Source organism: Streptomyces sp. NPDC048277 (assembly GCF_040652235.1).
Classification (GTDB): domain Bacteria; phylum Actinomycetota; class Actinomycetes; order Streptomycetales; family Streptomycetaceae; genus Streptomyces.
The window spans coordinates 96,735-111,561 of record NZ_JBEZLQ010000007.1 but is presented as its reverse complement, the minus strand read 5'-3'; the positions used below and the strand labels follow the sequence as shown (position 1 = coordinate 111,561).

The following is a 14,827-nucleotide window of genomic DNA, read 5'->3' as shown; positions in this document are numbered from 1 at the left end:
TCCTCTGCTCCGTACGGCTTCTTCCCGCGTACACCATGAACATACCCTGAGATCTATAGAAACGAAACCGTTTCGTACGTGGGTTGTCTCACGTGTCCGCTCGATCCGCACGCTCCCACGAGTTGCTGGGCCACTGTGCCCGGAAAAGCATGGGGAGGTGAGCTATCTGCGCCTGCCGCATCTCAACGGCGACCTGTTGTGCTTCGTGGCCGAGGACGACCTCTGGCTGACCTCGCTCGACGCCCCGGGCCGCGCCTGGCGGCTCACCGTCGACCGCACCAAGGTGGGGCATCCGCGCTTCTCGCCCGACGGCCGCCGGCTCGCGTACACGAGCTGGCGCAGCCTGGTGCCCGAGATCCACCTGGTCGACGTGGACGGCGGGCCCGGCCGGCAGCTGACGTACTGGGGCAGCGCCGACACCCAGGTGTGCGGGTGGACTCCCCCCGACGGGGAAGGCAACGCGGACATCCTCGCGGTCGCCTCGCACGGGCAGCCGTTCTCCTACTTCACCTGGGCCTACAAGGTCTCCCCCGACGGCGACCCGGGCCGCAAACTGCCCTGGGGCCCGGTCTCCGACATCCAGGTCGCCGACATCGACGGCGAGCGCAGGACCCTGCTGCTCACCGGCACCCCGCCGCACGAGCCGGCCGGCTGGAAGCGCTACCGGGGCGGCGCCATGGGCCGGCTGTGGCTGCACGGGCAGCGGCTGCTCGACGGCATCGGCGGCCATCTGCACTCCCCGATGTTCGTCGGCGGCCGGATCGCCTTCCTCTCCGACCACGAGGGCGTCGGCAACCTCTACTCCTGCGCCCACGACGGCTCCGACCTGCGCCGGCACACCGACCACGACGCCTTCTACGCCCGGCACGCCTCCAGCGACGGCACGCGCGTGGTGTACCAGTGCGCGGGCGACCTCTGGCTCGTCGACGACCTCGGCCCGGACGCGGCGCCGCGCAGGCTGGACGTGCGGCTGTCCGGGCCGCGGGCCGGGCGCCGCCCCTACCAGGTGCCGGCCGCCCAGCACGTCGACGGCATCTCGGTCGACGAGACGGGCCGGGCCAGCGCGGTCGTCGTACGCGGCAGCCTGTACTGGCTCACCCACCGCGACGGCCCGGCCCGTACGATCGCGGACACGCCCGGGGTACGGGTCCGGCTCCCGGAGATGCTCGGCTCGACCGGGCAGATCGCGTACGTCACGGACGCCGGGGGCGAGGACGCCGTCGAGATCGCCTCCCTGCCGCGGGCGAGCGGCGACCGGCCGCCGCGCCGGCTGGCCTCCGGACAACTGGGCCGGGTGCTCGAACTGGTGGCGGATCCGCTGGGCGAACGGCTGGCGGTGGCGGCCCACGACGGGCGCCTGCTGTTGATCGACGTGACGGAGGAGTCGGCGAGTGTTGAGGGCGTCGAGGGCGTCGAGGCAGTCAACGTTGACGATGCCGACGGAGTTGAGGCCGTCAACGTCGACCGTGCCGACGCAGTGGTCACCGAGCTGATCCAGTCGATCAATGGTCCGGTGCGGGATCTCGCCTTCTCGCCGGACGGGGCATGGCTGACCTGGTCGCATCCGGGGATCGGCCGTACGCTGCGGCAGATCAAGATGGCCCGCATCAGCGACCGGCACGTCATCGACGTCACCAACGGCCGTTTCGAGGACGAGAACCCCGTCTTCACCCGCGACGGCCGCTACCTCGCGTTCCTGTCCTGGCGCGGCTTCGACCCGGTCTACGACGTGCACACCGGCGACCTGTCCTTCCCGCTCGGCTGCCGCCCCTACCTGGTCCCGCTCTCCTCGGCGACCCCCTCCCCCTTCGCCCTCAGCCCGGACGGGCGCCCGGCGGCGGGCGGCCTGGACCCCGTCGAGGACGAGGAGCCCGGCGAGGGCGGCGCGGTGACGGTCGAGGTGGAGGGCCTGGAGAGCCGGGTGACCCCGTTCCCGGTCACCGCCTCCAAGTACTCGGCGCTGTGCCCGGTCGCGGGTGGCGGTCTGGTCTGGCTGCGCTGGCCGATCTCCGGCGCGCTGGGCGAGACCTTCGCCAACCCGGCCGACACCAGCGGCCGGCCGACCCTGGAGTACTTCAACATCAGCAAGGCGAAAAAGTCCGAACTCGTCGACCACCTCGACTGGTTCACGGTCAGCGGCGACGCCAGCCGCCTGGTCGTGGTCGACGAGGGCGAGCTGCGGGCCGTTCCGTCGACCGAGTCCGGCGACGGTGACACGACCGTCTGGATCGACCTGCGCCGCATCCTGCACGAGGTCGACCCGCCCGCCGAGTGGCGACAGGCCTACGCCGAGGCCGGCCGCCTCATCCGCGACTACTTCTGGGACCCCGGGATGTGCGGTATCGACTGGGACGGCGTGCTCGACCAGTACCGCCCGCTGGTCGAACGGATCGCCTCCCCCGACGAGTTCGCCGACCTCCTCCGTGAAGTCCTCGGCGAACTCGGCACCTCGCACGCCTATGTCACCCCCGCCCGCCGCAACGAGGGCCCGCCGCACTACCAGCGCCTCCAGGGCCTGCTCGGCGCCAACCTCGTGCACCGGGACGGCGGCTGGACGGTCAAGCGGATCCTGCCCGGCGACTCCTCCGACTCCAAGGCACGCTCACCGCTCGCGGGCACGGGGATCCGGGAGGGGGCGGTGCTCACGCACGTGGACGGCCGGCCGGTGGACCCGGTGACCGGTCCGTATCCGCTGCTCGCGGGGGCGGGCGGTACGACGGTGGAGCTGACGTTCACCCCGGGCGAGGGCGAGCCGGGGCCGCCGCGCCGGGTCGCCGTCCTCCCGCTGACCGACGAACGGCCGCTGCGCTACCAGGACTGGGTGGCCAAACGCCGTGAGGTGGTACGGGAGATGAGCGGCGGCAAGTGCGGCTATCTGCACATCCCCGACATGGGCGGCTCGGGCTGGGCCCAGTTCAACCGCGACCTGCGCGGGGAGGTCTCCCGGCCCGCGCTCATCGTCGACGTGCGCGGCAACGCGGGCGGCCACATCAGCGAACTCGTCGTCGAGAAGCTGACCCGGACCATCCTCGGCTGGGACCTGACGAGGAACGCCCAGCCGGTGTCGTACGCCTCGAACGCGCCGCGCGGCCCGATCGTGGCCCTCACCGACGAGGCCACCTCCTCCGACGGCGACATGATCACGGCCGCGATCAAGCTGCTCAGGCTGGGTCCGGTGGTCGGGCAGCGCACCTGGGGCGGAGTCGTCGGCATGACCGGGCGGCACCGGCTGGGCGACGGCACGGTGATCACGGTGCCGATGAACGCGGCCTGGTTCGAGGACTACGGCTGGTCCGTCGAGAACCACGGTGTCGCCCCCGACGTGGAGGTCCTGCGCACCCCGCTGGACTGGGCGGAGGGCCGCCATGTCGAGATGGACGACGCGATCCAGCTGGCCCTGGACCTCCTGACCACCCACCCCGCGGCGATCCCCCCGGACTACAGCGAGGCCCCGGACCGATCCCGCCCGAAGCTGCCGCCACGGCCGACGGCCGGTTGAGCACCCTCAGTTGCGCAGCATCATCACGAGCAGCACCACCAGGGCGATCAGCAGCGCGCCGCCCACCGACGCCAGGGTGATCTTCACCGCGCTGTACGGCCGCTCGCCGATGACCTCGCCGGTACGGGCGTTGACCATCACCGGCCACGCCCTGCCTGCGTGGAGGTAGGTCAGGAACCAGACGGGCAGCAGCACCAGCTTGTAGGTGAGGCCGCTGTAGAGGGTGGCGACCGAGTGCACCCGCTGCTCGTCGCCGCCGATGTCCCGCTTGCAGTCGGCGCGGATCACCGGCGCCATCCGCGCCTTCGCCGACTCCAGGCCGGTCTCCGGCTCGACGTCGTAGCGGACGGTGCGGAAGCCCGCCAGGTACTCCTCCTGGTAGGGAACCGTCTCCGCCAGCGGCCAGGGGGCCAGCTTGTCCAGTTCCTCCACCGGGACCTGGCCGCTGCCGGGCACCAGCACGTCGTCGAAGAACCGGCCGACCGTCCCGGACGTGTGGTGCCAGCGGGTGTGCCGGACCTGCCGCTTGTTGCCCTCGGAGTCCTCCTCCTCCACCCAGTAGTGCTCACCGCGTTCGCCGGTGTACTCGGTGGTGGTCTGCGCGTCGTAGGTCCAGTGCGGCAGGTAGCTGCCCCGGAAGGTCTCCGCCTCGGTGACCTTCTTCAGCTCGTTCGGCGCGAACCAGCGGGACCTGGTCCACTTCGCCAGCGCGTCCCGGGCCTGCTCGCGGCCCACCCCGAAGGGCAGTACCGCCTCGGGTACCACGCGCTCGGTGCCGGAGGCGTCCGCGACCAGCGGGGTCCCGCAGAACTGGCACTTGTCGCTGAGCGTGTCGCTCTCGGTCACCGCGTGGCAGCCGGGGCAGGTGTACACCTTCACCCGGTCCGGTGCGGATGCCCGGCGGGGCAGCGCGGCCAGCTCCTCGATCGGGTGCTCGGTCACCTGCCGGGGTATCGGCGTGATGTCCTGCTCGTGCCTGCAGTACGGGCAGCGCAGCGCGTACGTCCCGGGCGCGTACTCGCTGACCCCGCCGCACGCCTCGCACTGGAACGCCCGGTCCGGCGCCGGCGCGACATCGTGGTCCGTCAACTCACTTCTCCTTCGGAAGGCCTTCAGAAGGGCCCTAGCCCTGCGGGGGCAGCGGCGGCGGGACGTCGGCGAGCAGCGGTGTCAGTTCCGGGATCCGGTCCGCGGGCTGCCAGGCGGCCTGCCCGCTGCGCCAGACCAGCGTGGTACGGGTCAGGTTGCCGGCCGCCACCTGCCCGGCCAGCGCGCTCTCGTCGTACGGGCCCTGCTGCTGTCCGCCGACCGCGATGAACCAGCGGGGCGCGGTGGGCAGCGGCGGCGGCACGTCGGAGGAGCCGGGAGCGGGGGCGGGGGCGGGCTGCGCCGGGGCCTGTGCCGCCGGGACCTGGGGAGCCGCCGCGCCGGACGTGCTCTGCACGATGCGCTGGCCCAGCGCCATGCCCACGCCCAGCCCGAGGGCGTCGCCGCCGGTGCCGGGGTTGGCGGCGGCGGTCTGGATCGCGTCGGCCGCCTGGAGCTTGGCGTAGTCGTCCAGGTTGCCAGCGATCGTCATCCGGGAGCGGGTGTCGATCGCCGCCTCGACCTCCGGCGGGACGCTGATGTTCTCGATGTAGAACCGGGGCACGGCGATGCCGGTGGCGGCCAGCTCCTGGGTCAGGGTCTCGGCCAGCTGCTGCCCGATGCCGTCCTGCCGGGCGGCGAGGTCCAGCAGCGGGACGCCGGACGAGCCCAGGGCGGAGCCCAGCTTGGAGACGATCAGCTGCCGCAGGTGCTCGCCGACCTCCTCGGTGCGGAACTGCGGGTCGGTGCCGACCAGTTCGCGCAGCAGCGCGGCGGCGTCCACCACCTTGGCCGCGAAGGTGCCGAAGGCGCGGACCCGGACCATGCCGAAGTCGGCGTCCCGCAGGATCACCGGGTTCTGGGTGCCCCACTTGAAGTCGGTGAACTGCCGGGTGGTGACGAAGTAGACCTCGGCCTTGAACGGCGACTCGAAGCCGTGCTTCCAGCCCTTCAGCGTGGACAGGACCGGCATGTTCTGGGTCGAGAGCGTGTACGTCCCGGGCTGGTAGACGTCGGCCAGCCGGCCCTCGTTGACGAAGACGGCCACCTGCGACTCGCGCACCACGAGCCGGGCGCCCATCTTGATCTCGTTGCCGTAGCGCGGAAAGCGCCACACGATGGTGTCCCGGCCGTCGTCGGTCCACTCGATGATGTCGATGAACTCACCGCGGATGCGGTCCATCAGCCCCATGACAATCCCCCACTCCCCGCGGCGGTCAAGCGCTCACGCCGTCAAGCGATCAGCCGACAGTATGCCCGTCGCGGTCCGCGCGGACACGGGCAGGGGCGGGCAGGGGCCAGGTCCCGTGGGCGCCGAAAGGCGCAGGGCGCCCTCCGTGACGAAGGGCGCCCCACGCTGTTCGGCCGAGCCAGGTGCAACGGCTACGCGTCGTAGTCCTGGTCGAACCGGTCCTGCATCTCCTGCTCGGTGTCGTCCAGGTTCTGGCGACCGCGCTCCTGGGTCTGCCGGCCACGCTGCTGGGCCTGCTGACCGCGCTGCTGCGCCTGCTGGCCACGCTGTTGCGCCTGCGGCGTCTGCGAGGTCGGCGACGTCTGGGACGTCTGCTGGCCGCGCTGCTTGGCCTGCTCCTGGGCCTCGCGGGTCTTCTGCTTGCCCTGTTCCTGCATCTTGCCGGCCTTGTCCTTCATACCCATGTGGGTTCACTCCCGTGGAGGGTGAGGGGAAACGGCCCTCTGTGGGGCCTCGACCAGACTCACACGGGGCGACTACGCTCGCATTTCGATCAATGACGGTGCGTAGCGCGCGCCTCCTCGTCGGCCGCCCCACCTGCGCCGACGAGCCCGGTGCGGATGCCCTGCAAGCGGGGCGCGAACCGCTTCATCTCGCGCTGTCCGACCGTGCCGACGACCGACGGCAGATACCCGCGCACGCCCTGCATCCCGCGCAGCCACCACTGCCCGTACACATGCGCCGAGCGCCGCTCGATCCCCGCCACGATCCGGTCCACGGCCGGACCCAGCGGATACGTCTTGTTCGCCGGCCACGGCAGCCGCTGCCGCAACTCCCGCATCACGTCGTCCTGGTCGGCGCCGCGCACCATGTCGGTGTCCGTCCAGGACAGGTACCCGACCCCGACGCGCACGCCCTGGTGGCCGACCTCGGCGCGCAGACTGTGCGCGTACGCCTCCACGCCCGCCTTGGACGCGCAGTACGCCGTCATCATCGGCGCCGGCGTGATCGCGGCCAGCGACGCGATCTGCAGCAGATAGCCGCGGCTCTCCGTGAGCACCGGCAGGAACGCGCGGGCCGTCACCGCCGAGCCGATCAGGTTGACCTCGATCACCCGCCGCCAGGCCTCGGGGTCCGAGTCGGCGAACGGACCGCCGTTCGCCACCCCCGCGTTGGCCACCACGATGTCGACCTTCCCGAACCGCTCCTTGGCCTCCCGGGCCACCCGGCTCATCGCCTCGTGGTCGGTGACGTCGGCGTACCAGTGCGCGCTGTCCGTGTGCAGCCGCCCGGAGACCTCCTTGAGCGCCTCCTCCTCCAGGCCGACCAGCGCGACCTTCGCCCCGCGCGCGGAGAGTTTGCGGGCGAGCAGCTCGCCGACCCCGCGCGCCGCTCCGGTGACGACGGCGACCTGACCTTCGAGACCGACCCTGCTCATGAGCCCTCCGTGATCCGCTGGGGCGCCTCGGCGCCGGTTCCGCCGGGGGTGTCCGCCACCGTGACGTACGCGGTGACCAGTTCCCGGATCTTTCCGTTGACCAGTTCCGGCGCCTCGACCGGCGTCATATGGCCCATGCCCGGCAGCTCGGTGAGACCGAGGGGGTGCGGCAGGGCGGCGATCAGCGCGCGGGCGTGCACCGGGGGCGTGAGCCGGTCGGCCGCGCCGGTGACGACCGCGGTGGGCGCGCGCAACTCCCGTACGCCGTCGTCGAGATCGAGCTGCGCGAGGACCCGCGCCCACGCGTGGCGCACGGCGCGCGGGCAGGCGTGCACGATCCGCGCGCACGCCTCCACCATGTGCGGGGCGGAACCGGCGCCCATGGTGGCGTACTTGAGGATCCGCTTCGCGAGGGGCGTGACCGGCCCGAGGGGGGCGCGCGAGGCGAGGACCCGCGTGGTGAGCCAGGTGCGCGCGGCCCCGGCGCCCATCGGTACGACGCGTGCCTCGGCGACCAGCCGCGAACTGCCGGTGCTGCACAGCAGGACGGCGGCGGCGTGCTCCCGGAAGCGCGGGCGTCCGGAGGCCGCCATGACGGTCATCCCGCCCATGGAATGTCCGACGATCACGGCCCGCTCCCCGCGCGCGAGTGTCTCCGCCAGCACCGCTTCGAGGTCGTCCGCCAGCGCGCGGGTGGTGCACGCGGAGCTCGCGGGGCTGCGCCCGTGCCCCCTCTGGTCGTAGGCGATGACCCGGTGGTCGACGGCCAGCTCCCGGATCTGCGCCGCCCAGAAGGCGGTCGAGCAGGTCCAGCCGTGGGAGAGGACGACGGGCGGCGCGTTCTCGGGGCCGTGCACCTCGACGTGCAGGCGCGCGCCGTCGGCGGAGACGGCGGTGAGTTCACGGGCGGGCACGGGCGGGGCGTACGGCCCGGTGGTCACATGGGTGAGCCGGCTCATGCGCCCACCTCCGCGCCGGACTTGGCGCCGTGCGCGCCCTCGCTCCCCGGCGCGCGGATCAGGTCGTACTCCGCGAGGTCCACCCGCTGGGTCGCGCGCCGGAACTCCGTGGTCGTACCGGGCCAGATGGTGGTGTTGCGGCCGTTCGCGTCCAGGTACCAGCTGGTGCAGCCGCCGGTGTTCCAGACGGTGCGCTTCATGCGTTCCTGGACCTGGTGGTTCCAGGCGGCCACGGCACCGGGGCGTGCGTCGAGGGCCGCACGCCCGCCGAGGACACGGAGCTGGCGCAGGTAGTCGGCCATGTAGTTCAGCTGGGACTCGATCATGAGGATCATGGAGGAGTTCCCGAGGCCGGTGTTGGGCCCGATGATCGTCATCCAGTTGGGGAACCCGGCGGCGGAGGCGCCGCGCAGGGCCTCCATGCCGTCCTTCCAGGCCTCGGCGAGGGTCCGCCCGTCGGCGCCGACGACCCGCTCGGCGATGGGCATGTCGGTGACGTGGAAGCCGGTACCGAAGACGATCGCGTCGACCTCGGCGGAACTGCCGTCCGCGGCCACCACGGTCGACCCGCGCACCTCGCTCAGGCCGCTCGCCACCACGTCCACGTTCCGCTGTGCGAGGGCCGGATAGTAGGCGCTGGACAGCAGGATCCGCTTGCAGCCGATGCGGTAGTCCGGGGTCAGCCTGGCACGCAGCGCGGGGTCCTTGATGGCACGGCCCATGTTGCGCTTGGCGAGCTGTTCGACCAGGCCGAGTTCGTCGGGCCGCTTGGTGAACGCCTGCACCTGGAGCTCCCGGATGCCCCACAGCAGCCCGCGCCGGGCCTGGGTGGTGAAGGGCAGCGCCCGGTGCAACCGGCGCTCCGCGGCACTGATCGCGCGGTCCACCCGGGGCATCACCCACGGCGGTGTGCGCTGGAACAGCGTCAGCCGCGCGACCTCGGGCTGGATGGCGGGCACGATCTGGATCGCGGAGGCGCCCGTGCCGACCATGGCGACCCGCTTGCCGCGCAGGTCGTAGTCGTGGTCCCAGCGGGCCGAGTGGAAGACCCTGCCGGGGAACGAGTCCAGCCCCGGGATCTCGGGGATCTTCGGGTCGGACAGCGGCCCGGTGGCGGAGACGACGACGTCCGCGGAGAGCGGGCCGGCCGCCGTCTCGATGTCCCAGCGCAGCTTCTCCGGGTCCCAGGTCATCCGCTTCACCTCGGCGTCGAAGCGGAGGTGCGGCCGGAGCCCGAACACGTCGGCGACGTGCTCCAGATAGGCGCGGATGTGCTCCTGCCCGGAGAAGGTGCGCGGCCAGTCGGGGTTGGGCGCGAAGGAGAAGGAGTACAGATGGGACGGCACGTCGCAGGCGCACCCCGGGTAGCTGTTGTCCCGCCAGGTGCCGCCGACGCTGCCGGCCCGTTCCAGGACGACGAAGTCCGTGATCCCCTCCCGGCGCAACCGCACGGCCGCGCCCAGTCCGCCGAACCCGGACCCGATCACCGCCACCCGTACATGCTCGTGCTCGGCCATCCCGGAGCCTCCACACCCTCGACCGCGATTACGCCAGTGAACACTGGCACGATGGGACTGTAGAGCAGCTCCGTACCGATGGGTAGGGGTTGCGCCGGCGAAAGTTACCGGCGGTACAACATAGGCTGCGCACGTGGCAGAAGACGGCGCAGAACACGGTGCAGAACGCGGTGCGGCACATCCGGAGGCCCCCCGCGAGTACCGCATGGAGGAGCTGGCGGGACTGGCCGGCATCACCGTGCGCACCCTGCGCTTCTACCGCGAACGCAAGCTGCTCGCACCGCCTCGCCGACAGGGTCGTATCGCCTGGTACGACGACCACCACCTGGCCCGGCTGCGCACGATCTCGGCGCTCCTGGAGCGCGGTCACACCCTGAACGGCATCGCCGAACTGGCGGAGGCCTTCGACCACGGCAGGGACGTCGCCGAACTCATCGGCATGGACGCCCCCACCGAGGAGGAGCCGGTCCGCCTCACCCCCGAGGAACTCGCCGCCCGCTTCGAGGGCGAGGCCACCCCGGAGAACCTGGTCGCCGCGCTGGACCTCGGCTATCTCGGCACCGACGGCGAGAACATCGTCCACATCAGCCGCCGCCTGCTGGACGCCTCCGAGGCCCTGGTCCGCGAGGGCTTCCCGCTCGCCGAGGTCCTGGCGGCCGGCCGCAGCGTACGCGAACACGCCGACGCCCTCGCCGAACTCTTCGCCGACCTGGTCCTGCGCCACGGCCCCCAGGAGGACATGGCCCGCCTGCGCCCCCTGGCCCGGAGCGTGGTGGAGGCGGAGGTGTCACTGGCCCTGGACCGGAGACTGCGGAAGCGGGACTAGAGCTGGACTGGAGGGCGTTTCGGCCGGTAGGCGGTGGCCAGCACGGAGACGGTGACCCGGCCGGGCAGAAGGCCTCCCTCGGCCGGATCCGTACGGCACAGGTGGCGCGCGCTCGGCGTCATCCCCACCAGATCGAGAGCCTCCCGCCCGGCCAGGGGCACGGCGTACTCCACCGGCTCGGTGACGGCGGCCTCGAAGAAGGGATCCAGCGCCTGGTGCAGGCGCTGTTCCTTGGCCGGATCCATCGCGACCATCGCGGGCACCCGGTCACGCAGCTCGGCCAGGTGCCGTCCGGTGGGACGGACCACGACGAGCCTGCCGGTCGGGCGCAGTACGCGGTGGAACTCGGCCGGGTTGCGCGGAGCGAACACGTCCAGCACGACATCGGCCACCGCGTCGGCCAGCGGAAAGGGACGGAAGACGTCCCAGGCCGCCGCGGCGGCTCGGGCGTGGGCACGGGCCGCCGAGCGCAGCGCACGCACGCAGGTGTCCAGTCCCAGACCACGGGCGCCGGGCAGCCGGTCGAGGACGCCGGCCAGGTAGTAGCCCGTGCCGCAGCCGACGTCCACCACCGTGGCCCGCTCGGGCTCGGGCTCGGGCACGGAGCCGGACGCGAGGCGGGCCACAACGTCACGGATGGGCGCGTACGAGCCGGTGGCCAGGAACCGGTCCCGGGCCCGGGCCATGGCCGCGTCGTCGCCGCTGGTGGCACGGGCGCCCGTCAGCAGACCGGCATAGCCGTGGCGGGCGATGTCGAAGGAATGCCCCGCCGGACAGCGCAGCGCGCCGCGGTCGGGGCGCAGCCGGGACGAGCGGCACGTCGGGCAGCGGAGCAGGTCGAGGGAGAGCGCGAGGGCAGGGGAAAGCGACACGGGCACGAGGCACTCCTGGCAGGGGCGAAGGGAAGAGACCTGCCTGCACGCGCGCTCGGCACTCACCGCCCCGGAAGGGAACGGGAAGCGCCGGGAACCTGGTTCACGCGGCAGGCACACCGAGGAGGGCGACGCCGTCCGGCATCGCCCTCAGTGTCTTCCGCTCACAGGAAGCAGCAGTGCGGGGTGCTCATGAATGCCACGCCATGAGTCTACGAGTGACGGCGACCGTCCCTCATGCCCGCCGAAGTCGTCAGCTCCCGAAGACCACTGTCACGGGAGCGTGGTCCGACCAGCGCTCCTCATGGCTGGCCGCCCGCTCCACGACCGCCTTGACGGCACGGGCGGCCAGGCCCGGGGTCGCGACGGCGAGGTCGATCCTCCAGCCTGAATCATTGTCGAAAGCCCGCCCCCGGTACGACCACCAGGTGTACGGGCCCTCGGCGTCCGGGTGCAGGGTGCGTACGACGTCGACGTAGCCGCCGTCGGCCGGGGCGAGGACGTTGCCGAGCCACTCGCGTTCCTCGGGGAGGAAGCCGGAGTTCTTGGTGTTGCCGCGCCAGTTCTTCAGGTCGGCCTGCTGGTGGGCGATGTTCCAGTCGCCGCAGACGACGACCTCGCGCCCGTCGGCGGCGGCCCGCTCGCGCAGTTCCTTCAGGTAGGCGAGGAACTCGTCCATGAACCGGACCTTCTCGTCCTGCCGCTCGGTACCGACCTCTCCGGAGGGGAGATAGAGGGAGGCGACGGTGACGCCGGGGAGGTCCGCCTCGACGTAACGCCCGCTCGTGTCGAACTCCTGCGACCCGAAGCCGACCTGCACACGGTCCGGCTCACGCCGGGTGTACAGGGAGACGCCCGCGCGCCCCTTGGCCGCCGCCGGGGCGTGCACGACATGCCATCCGCCGGGCGCGCGCACCTCTTCCGGGAGCTGCTGCGGCTCCGCACGCACCTCCTGCAGGCAGAGCACATCCGCGGAGGTCCCCGCGAGCCACTCCACGAAGCCCTTCTTCGCGGCGGCCCGCAGTCCGTTCACATTCACCGAGGTCACAGTCAGCACCCCGGCACGATACCGGCACACTGGACGGAGCCCGGAGGTCCCTCACCTCATCGTCTGCACGAATATACGATACCTCACATGAATATACGCCCCGTTGCCTTCGACCACCCCGACGCCGTCAAGCTGAACGACGAGGTCCAGGCCGAGTACCGGCTGCGCTACGGCGGCGACGGCGACGCCACCGCCCTCGACCCGGCCGACTTCGCACCGCCGAACGGCATCTACCTGATCGCGTACGACGAGTCCGACCGTCCCGTCGCCACCGGCGGCTGGCGCAGCCAGGACACGAACGGCGAGGGCAACGAGGACGGCGACGCCGAACTCAAGCGCATGTTCGTCATCGAGGGGATGCGCGGCCGGGGTCTGGCCCGCCGTATGCTCGCGGCCCTGGAGGACGACGCCCGCGCGGCCGGCCGCCTCCGCATGGTCCTGGAGACCGGCACCGAGCAGCCGGAGGCCATCGCCCTGTACACCTCCAGCGGCTACGAACCGTGCACCAAGTTCGGCTACTACCGCACCTACGAGTCGAGCCTCTGCTACGCGAAGGCCCTGCGAGCGGATCTGTAGACCGCGGCCGGCGACCACCGCCGGGCGGGCCGCTCCCGCCGGGGCCGGTTCCGTACCACCGTTTCATCCGTTTCATCGGGTACGACCGGTGCGTCCGGCAGTGCCGAGAAGGCGCCGGCCTTCTCGTACCAGTCCTCGAACACGGGGCGAAACAGGGGGTGGGCCGGGGTCGAACGCCTCACAACAGCCACCACGTCCTCCTCGGGTGCTTGGGATGCCGACCGGTGGTCCCCTGCGCCGGCCATTCCACGGTAGGGAGAAACGGTCCGCTGCTACCGTCCAATGGCATGCGGGTATCACAGACCAATCCGGCCGGAGATCTGCTGATCGACCTGGAGCGGTCGAGTGACGGGCCGCTGCACGAGCGGGTGAAGCGGGCGCTGCGGTCGGCGATCCGGGAGGGGCGTATCGAGGTCGGTACCGCGCTGCCGCCCAGCCGGCGGCTCGCCGCCGACCTGGGCTGTTCGCGCTGGGCGGTGACCGAGGCGTACGGCCAGCTCGTCGCCGAGGGGTATCTGGAGGCGCGCAGCGGTTCGGCCACCCGGGTGCGGTGGTCGAACGCCCCCGACACCGACGTCGAGCGCCCTGCCGCAGGCCCGGCTCCGGCGGCCCGTTTCGATCTCGCGCCGGGGCTGCCGGACCTGCGTGCGTTTCCGCGCCGGCGATGGGCCGACGCGGTCCGCGCGCAGGTGGCGAACGCGGCCTTCACGGAGCTGGGCTATCCGCCGGCCGGCGGTCATCTCCGGCTGCGGCGTCTGCTCGCCGAGTACCTGGGCCGCTCCCGTGGTGTCTCCACGATCCCGCAGGACGTGACCGTGTGCGCGAGTGTGACCGACGGGGTACGGCGCATGTGCCACGCGTTGCGCGCCGAGGGCATCACCGCGGTCGGCTGTGAGGAACCGGGCTGGACCCGGCTGCGCGAGGTGATCCGCGCGGCGGGCCTGGAGCCGGTGCCCGTCCGTATGGACGGCCGCGGGCTGCGCATCGACGACCTGGCGGGGCGCCCGGGTCTGCGGGCCGTGCTGACGGCGCCGGCGCACCAGTTCCCGCTGGGCACCGTACTCGTCCCCGAGCGGCGCGCCGCGCTGCTCGACTGGGCCCGCCGGGTGGACGGCGTGGTCCTGGAGGACGACTACGACGCGGAGTTCCGCTACGACCGCCGCCCGGTCGCGGCCGTCCAGGGCATGGACCCGTCCCGGGTCGTGCTGTTCAAGTCGCTGAGCAAGACCCTGTCCCCGGCGCTCGGCATCGGCTGGTTCGTGGCCCCGCCCCGCTGGACCCGGCAGCTGCACCGGGCCGACCAGCTGGCCGCCCAGCCCTCGGCGCTCGACCAGCTCGCCTTCGCCGCACTGCTGGAGTCGGGCGCCTACGACCGTCACCTCCGCGCCTGCCGGCAGCGGTACCGGCTGCGCCGTGACACCCTCGTCCGGGCCCTCGCCGAACAGCTGCCCGGTGCCCCGGTCTCCGGTGTCGCGGCCGGTCTCCATCTGATCCTGCGGCTGCCCGCGAGCGTGGACACCGCCGCCGTGGTCAGGGCCGCGGCCGCCCGCTCCCTGCGCGTCGCCGACCTCGCCGCCTACCACGCGACCGGGGACCACGCCGATCACGGCCTGGTCCTCGGCTACGGCAACCTCGCCGACCACGCGCTGCACGAGGCGGTCGACCGGCTGCGCGAGGCGATCGAGGTGAGCCGATAGCACCGGCGGGCCGGCGGCGGGTTCGTGCCCGCCTGTCTCACCTTGACAGCACTTACGTCATAAGTCAGTCTGAGCTGGTGTTGACATATGCCGTAAGTATTTCCTTGCGGTGCCGGC

Annotated in this window: 12 protein-coding genes; 4 read left to right on the top strand and 8 right to left on the bottom strand. The window is 72.2% G+C overall.

Annotated features, from left to right (window positions below; all coding sequences use genetic code 11):
* Positions 1 to 157 precede the first annotated feature (157 nt).
* Positions 158 to 3,499: a S41 family peptidase gene (locus AB0D85_RS17665; RefSeq protein ID WP_362320677.1), complete on the top strand. Its 3,342-nt coding sequence runs from the start codon at positions 158 to 160 to the stop codon at positions 3,497 to 3,499.
* Positions 3,500 to 3,505: 6 nt separating this feature from the next.
* Here AB0D85_RS17665 and AB0D85_RS17660 read toward each other — a convergent pair whose 3' ends face one another.
* From AB0D85_RS17660 to AB0D85_RS17635, 6 genes are all read right to left on the bottom strand, one after another.
* Positions 3,506 to 4,588, bottom strand: a complete 1,083-nt coding sequence (locus AB0D85_RS17660; protein WP_362320674.1) for a hypothetical protein — start codon at positions 4,586 to 4,588, stop codon at positions 3,506 to 3,508.
* 34 nt (positions 4,589 to 4,622) lie between these two features.
* Positions 4,623 to 5,768 carry an SPFH domain-containing protein gene (locus AB0D85_RS17655; RefSeq protein WP_362320671.1) on the bottom strand — a complete coding sequence of 382 codons (1,146 nt, stop codon included), beginning with the start codon at positions 5,766 to 5,768 and terminating at the stop codon, positions 4,623 to 4,625.
* A 200-nt stretch (positions 5,769 to 5,968) separates the two neighbouring features.
* Entirely contained in the window at positions 5,969 to 6,241 is a 273-nt protein-coding gene (locus AB0D85_RS17650; RefSeq protein ID WP_362320668.1) for a hypothetical protein, read from the bottom strand.
* Positions 6,242 to 6,330: 89 nt separating this feature from the next.
* Complete coding sequence (locus AB0D85_RS17645) at positions 6,331 to 7,215, bottom strand: SDR family oxidoreductase (protein WP_362320665.1); 885 nt, start codon at positions 7,213 to 7,215, stop codon at positions 6,331 to 6,333.
* Positions 7,212 to 8,174 carry an alpha/beta hydrolase gene (locus tag AB0D85_RS17640; protein WP_362320663.1) on the bottom strand — a complete coding sequence of 321 codons (963 nt, stop codon included), beginning with the start codon at positions 8,172 to 8,174 and terminating at the stop codon, positions 7,212 to 7,214. Before AB0D85_RS17640 ends, AB0D85_RS17645 begins: the two co-directional genes overlap by 4 nt.
* Entirely contained in the window at positions 8,171 to 9,691 is a 1,521-nt protein-coding gene (locus tag AB0D85_RS17635) for an NAD(P)/FAD-dependent oxidoreductase (RefSeq protein WP_362320660.1), read from the bottom strand. The genes AB0D85_RS17640 and AB0D85_RS17635 overlap by 4 nt, the downstream gene beginning before the upstream one ends.
* 205 nt (positions 9,692 to 9,896) lie before the next feature.
* Between AB0D85_RS17635 and AB0D85_RS17630 the strand changes: the two genes are divergently transcribed.
* Entirely contained in the window at positions 9,897 to 10,517 is a 621-nt protein-coding gene (locus AB0D85_RS17630) for a MerR family transcriptional regulator (RefSeq protein WP_362321343.1), read from the top strand.
* On the opposite strand, the gene AB0D85_RS17625 is transcribed toward AB0D85_RS17630, so the two are convergent.
* Both AB0D85_RS17625 and AB0D85_RS17620 read right to left on the bottom strand, forming a co-directional pair.
* On the bottom strand, positions 10,514 to 11,395 hold the full coding sequence (locus tag AB0D85_RS17625; RefSeq protein WP_362320657.1) for a putative RNA methyltransferase: 882 nt from the start codon (positions 11,393 to 11,395) through the stop codon (positions 10,514 to 10,516). The genes AB0D85_RS17630 and AB0D85_RS17625 overlap by 4 nt on opposite strands.
* Positions 11,396 to 11,642: 247 nt before the next feature.
* Complete coding sequence (locus tag AB0D85_RS17620) at positions 11,643 to 12,467, bottom strand: exodeoxyribonuclease III (protein WP_362320654.1); 825 nt, start codon at positions 12,465 to 12,467, stop codon at positions 11,643 to 11,645.
* Positions 12,468 to 12,524: 57 nt separating this feature from the next.
* Here AB0D85_RS17620 and AB0D85_RS17615 point away from each other — a divergent pair, with 57 nt between their 5' ends.
* Together AB0D85_RS17615 and AB0D85_RS17610 are read left to right on the top strand one after the other, a co-directional pair.
* Positions 12,525 to 13,013, top strand: a complete 489-nt coding sequence (locus tag AB0D85_RS17615; RefSeq protein WP_362320651.1) for a GNAT family N-acetyltransferase — start codon at positions 12,525 to 12,527, stop codon at positions 13,011 to 13,013.
* Positions 13,014 to 13,300: 287 nt separating this feature from the next.
* Positions 13,301 to 14,710, top strand: a complete 1,410-nt coding sequence (locus AB0D85_RS17610) for a PLP-dependent aminotransferase family protein (RefSeq protein WP_362320648.1) — start codon at positions 13,301 to 13,303, stop codon at positions 14,708 to 14,710.
* Positions 14,711 to 14,827: the final 117 nt, after the last annotated feature.